5 protein-coding genes are annotated in these 4,787 nt (G+C 63.3%); 2 read left to right on the top strand and 3 right to left on the bottom strand.

Going from position 1 to position 4,787, the window contains the following annotated elements; genetic code table 11:
- Positions 1-460 precede the first annotated feature (460 nt).
- Positions 461-1,507: a hypothetical protein gene (locus QH283_RS27675; protein WP_050768388.1), complete on the top strand. Its 1,047-nt coding sequence runs from the start codon at positions 461-463 to the stop codon at positions 1,505-1,507.
- Between the two features lie 351 nt (positions 1,508-1,858).
- Positions 1,859-2,605, top strand: a complete 747-nt coding sequence (locus QH283_RS27670; RefSeq protein WP_280505869.1) for a hypothetical protein — start codon at positions 1,859-1,861, stop codon at positions 2,603-2,605.
- An 86-nt stretch (positions 2,606-2,691) separates the two neighbouring features.
- On the opposite strand, the gene QH283_RS27665 is transcribed toward QH283_RS27670, so the two are convergent.
- From QH283_RS27665 to QH283_RS27655, 3 genes are all read right to left on the bottom strand, one after another.
- Positions 2,692-3,201, bottom strand: a complete 510-nt coding sequence (locus QH283_RS27665) for a GNAT family N-acetyltransferase (RefSeq protein ID WP_011212415.1) — start codon at positions 3,199-3,201, stop codon at positions 2,692-2,694.
- A gap of 53 nt (positions 3,202-3,254) precedes the next feature.
- A complete protein-coding gene (locus QH283_RS27660) occupies positions 3,255-3,761 on the bottom strand; it encodes a hypothetical protein (protein ID WP_127516417.1) in 507 nt (168 codons plus the stop codon).
- Between the two features lie 76 nt (positions 3,762-3,837).
- A complete protein-coding gene (locus QH283_RS27655; RefSeq protein ID WP_011212413.1) occupies positions 3,838-4,389 on the bottom strand; it encodes a recombinase family protein in 552 nt (183 codons plus the stop codon).
- Positions 4,390-4,787 lie beyond the last annotated feature (398 nt).

The following is a 4,787-nucleotide window of genomic DNA, read 5'->3' as shown; positions in this document are numbered from 1 at the left end:
GTGTCCCCGCAGGTTTCACCGGTAGTAGCGGCTCGATAACCGCCCACAACTCGTCGTCCACGATCCAGGGTGCCGCCACGACGAAACATGCTGCACGACAACTCTGTTCGCCGCCACCCAGCAGATCCTGTTAGGAACTCTATGGTTATCGGGCAAGATAGGGCCCGAACGGGTCGAGCGAGCTGGCACAACGACTCTCGGCGCGGACCGTTCGATTCCTGGTTGGTGGGCAACTCGGCGAAGGAGGAACGAACCTCCGAACCGATGCCCCGCGTCAGTCTTGGTGGTTGCCGCGGCCGTTCTCCTACTCCGCCGCTCGCCCACCGTTAGGTGGGGCAGCCGCCCAGGTCCCGGCGGGCTGCTGCTCGGGATGGGTACGGGTTCCTAGGGGCTTGTCCGCCCTCGGAGCCAGCCGGAAATGACCAGGCGAGCTACCTGTAGCCGCCCGTAATCTCGATCCGTGACCTTCCCGAAGATGACGGATGCACAGAGGCGTGAACTGGCAGAGATCGCCGCGCGCGCTTTCCGGGCCACCGCGCCGCACTGGCCGACGATCGACCTCATGGGGTCCCTGCAGTCGAGCTTGCCGACGGACATCCCATGGCCGCGACTTGAGCCGATAAGGCTGGATCCTGGCCTGTTTCAGCACATGGAAGCCGCCATCGATGTCACCCACTCACTCCGCTCGGCGGTCTTCGACGGAATCCTGGCCGGCGTCCATCTGCCTAGGCTGGATATTCCGACCTTCGATGTCGCCCGGCCGATGCCCCAGCTTCCGGCGGTCGATGTGCAGCGAATGCTTCGCCACCACATCCCGGCGCCGGGCGATCTCATTCCGCCGGGAGTCCAGGAGCTCATCGACTCGCTCTTCGCGCGATACCCGGCCAACTGGCCTATGGGTGAGGAGGCTCTGGACTTGGATCTCGCGCAGCAGATCGTCGAGAACGAGGGCATCCCGATCGTGTACATTCCGCGGGCGGATATCGTCTCCGAACTTGCGCAAGCCCCGGATCGTGCCGGACGCGATGCCATCCTGGTGGCCCGAACATCCGAGATCTTGGACGACTGTGCAGCAGCGGTGGACTCCCAGCTCGACCCACTGGTCGCCGAGCAGCGGCCACTGCTCCTGAAGGCCATCGCTGCCCTCGCCGACGGGCACCACGAAGCGGCGCAAGCGCTCGGCGTAAGCGTGTGCAACACACAGATCGAAGCGCACATCGACAACAAATCCGGCAAGGCGAAGCACCAGTGCAGGGTGACCAACCTGGAAGTGGCATTCCAGGAGGATCGTTTGCGGTACGTGCTCGGTGTTGCGCCGGTCGTGAACCTGCTGACGGACTGGAATCCGAAGTCCGGCAAGCCGAGGCCGGTGCCCCTTTCGCGCCACGTCGTCGCGCACCAGGCGCACCCCGATCACTTCACCCCGGAGAACGCAGTCCTGGCGGTCATGGTGGCCACGAGCCTGATGCTGGCCCTCGACGAGAGGTATTCATGGCCTACTGACTGAAGTAGAGCGATCCGAACCGATTACCGAGCGCCTCGGGAGAGCCTCCCTTGCGGCGCTGGAGCAGGGGCATGTCAGCGAGTATCTGGCCCAGAGTTCGGACCGATCAGCAGGATTGTTGCTGATGCAAATCTTGACGTTGTATAGTCTTCAAAGCTTGACGTATCGCAATATTTAGGCGAGTCTGGAGGGGACAGAAACCGCTTGAACAGTGACATCAGCGACCTTGCGGCTTGGGCGCGCTCTCAGGGCTGGCGGGTAGTGGACACCACGAGGGGATATACGCAGTTCTTTGATCCGGACGGGGAGTACATCGCGCAGTATCCGGCTACACCGAGCAATCCTCGCCGTCGGATGGCTGACCTGAAAGTGAAATTGAAGGCTGCCGGCCTTCAGGTTCCGCCCCCCCAGCAAGAAAGAGCAGCGTGCTGTACGCCGCAAGGCATCGACGGAAGGAGCGTGAGATCAGTGATCTGGGTAGTGACCTTGCGCTATAGCTCGGCTGAGATCGACCGAGAAGAGCTCACGATGTGGGAAGAAGAGCTCGCGGATGTCGATGCCACGGCGGGACGGCTCCCCGGTGTTGCGGTCATGTTGAGCGTCTATATCGAAGCAGAGGATCCGGTGGAGGCGGCCGGACTCGCTGCTGCGCTTGTTCGGCCTGTCACCGGCCTGTCTCCTGTGGCGGTTGAAGTGGTCGATGAGGAGACCCACTTCGCCGAGGCGGACGCGCCCAACCTGCCGCAGTTGGTATCTGCGGCGGAGGTTGCGGACGAGTTGGAGGTCTCGCGTCAGCGTGTGCACCAGCTTCAGGGCACTGTCGGGTTTCCTGAGCCTCTGTATCGGCTGAGGACGGGGCCGGTTTGGGATGCTCGTGCGATCAAGGCATTCGCGAGCAGGTGGGACCGGCGGCCCGGCCGTAGGGGTGCAGACGCCAAGGAACCAGAATCTCCATCTCCGCGCAGCTCCAAACCGACGAAGATGCGGGGAAGTTCCACTAAGTACAAGCAGCTCCGTGTCCCGAGTGGAAAAACGGGTGCTTGGGTAGCTGGAGTCTCGGAGGCGGGGCAGACCTCTCGTCGTCGCGCCCGCAAGGCCTAGCTGGGAGGAAACGGCACATCCCGTGCAACGGCCCTCAGGGGTCACTGACGAAGCGGCAGGCCCGGAGTTGGCGGTAGCGAATGTGGTTACCGCCGCCGTCGGAAGTAGAGCTTGTCCGGCTTTCCGTCGACCTTCTCGGTGTGGACACGCTCGTATCCAGCTCTACTGATCGATCTCAGGCTCTGCGGGTTGTCGCCGGCGACAATGCAACCGAAGGTTTGAACTCCGGCTGCGGCGACGTGTTCGCTGATGGCATGTTTCGCCGCCGATGCGTATCCGCGGCTGCGGTGCTGTCGGTCGATGTAGGTCACCGTCCCGAGCAACGGGTAGTCGGCAGGATCATCAAGTTCTCGGTTAAGCGGGCTGTGGCTGCGTGGCTGGTCCTGGATCTGTGCCGATATCAACCCCACGGGTTGCTCGTCGACGAAGATGACCCAGTTGTGGACCCGGCCAGTGCGCGTTTCGGCGCCGGGGACGTGCTTGAGTTCGTGGTCGGGCATCCCGATCCGGGAGATGAACTCGTCGGTGCGCACCCATTCGAGGACTCGTGCCCGGATCGCTTCGTCGCAGTCGGTGAAGTAGCGGAGATGCACCATGGCGGCACACCGTATCGAACAGTGGTGGAGCTGTCCCCATGCGATGGCGGGATCTACCAGGCGCCGCCCAGCGGCCCTACGTCGTCGGAGAGGTCATCGTCGTCAAACGGGTCGGAGCTGTGGACGAGATCGAAGAGCTCTTCGAAACTCAGGTGGTCGAAATCCTCTGGAGTGAGGTCGGGGTTCTCGTCACGAAGTTGGAGGACACGCCGCACCTTGAGCTCCTCGTAGTCCTCTTCTCTCATCCGGCGGCGCTGGTGCTCACGACGGCGTTCCTCCCAGCCCTCAGGGTCGGCAGCCCGCGCAGCGAGTATTCGAGCGCACTCAGGACATGCGTCTGCGCCGTTGCTGTCGAACGGCAGCGGCAGCAGCACACGAACGGGATGGCGGCAGACTGCGGACAACCCGTCCCAACTCTGGATGAAGTCGAGCGCTGGAGGGCGTCGCCAGAAGGCGTGGACGCGGCCGGGCTCCTCGAGTAGTTGTGGCTCCCAGTAGCCGTCGGCGTCGCGCTCGTTGGAGTACTCCTCCAGCGCCGATCCGGTGTCTTCGTACTTCACGACCACCTCCTGCCGCAGATTCGCCGGAACAATAGCGACCACGACCGAAGATGTCGATGTGCCACGTAGGCCGGTGTCAGGCAGTGGCGCGAAGGTAGGCGTAGACGGTTTCGCGGCTGACTCCGAACTCTCTCGCGAGGGCGGATTTCGGCTCGCCGGCTGCCGCGCGCTCGCGCAGCGCCGTCACCTGGTCGGCGGTGAGTGCGGGCTTTCGGCCCTTGTAGGCGCCGCGGGCCTTCGCCGTGGCGATGCCTTCGCGCTGGCGTTCCAGGATCAGGGCGCGTTCGAATTCGGCGAAGGCGCCCATGACCGACAGCATCAGGGTGGCCATGGGGGAGTCCTCGCCGGTGAAGGTCAGTGCCTCTTTGACGAACTCGACGCGTACGCCTTTGCCGGTGAGCTGTCGGACGAGGCGTCGGAGGTCGTCGAGGTTGCGGGCGAGGCGGTCCATGGAGTGCACGAGCACGGTGTCGCCGTCGCGGACGAAGGCGAGCATCTCCTGGAGGGCGGGCCGTTTGGCGTTCTTGCCGGTGACCTTGTCGGTGAAGACGCGCTCGACGTCGATGCCGTCGAGTTGTCGGTCGGTGTTCTGGTCGACGGTCGAGACCCTGATGTAGCCGACGCGCACCGCGCCCTCCCCCTGCTTGTCCGGATCCGGCCGCGACTGCGGCTGGTTGTCAGGTTGGAATCTAAGAACTCATCGGACGAGTGTCAAGAAATTCGGTTTCGGACTCTATTCGGACGCAAGACGTCTCGGTCAGGGGTGTCTAGTTGGGCTCTACCCCAAATTGACGTCGCGACGAACGTGATACGCCTAGCGTCAGGTCAGTGAGTCGCCTCCCGCGCAGCCGCGAGATTTCCACGAATCAAACGGGTGGTGGGGTGTGAGGTGCCGGAACTTCCTCGGACAGTGACCCAAAGTATGATTTGGGTAACTGAACGGAGTTGTTTGTGGCACAGAAAAAGTCGCGTCAGTTCAGCCCCGAGTTCCGGGAAACAGCGGCACGTGAGGTGGTCGAGAAGTCT

The organism is Nocardia farcinica, assembly GCF_029867845.1.
In the GTDB taxonomy this organism is placed as follows: Bacteria; Actinomycetota; Actinomycetes; order Mycobacteriales; family Mycobacteriaceae; genus Nocardia; species Nocardia farcinica_A.
The sequence above is the reverse complement of the archived record's forward strand: the minus strand, read 5'-3'. Positions and strand labels throughout refer to the sequence as shown.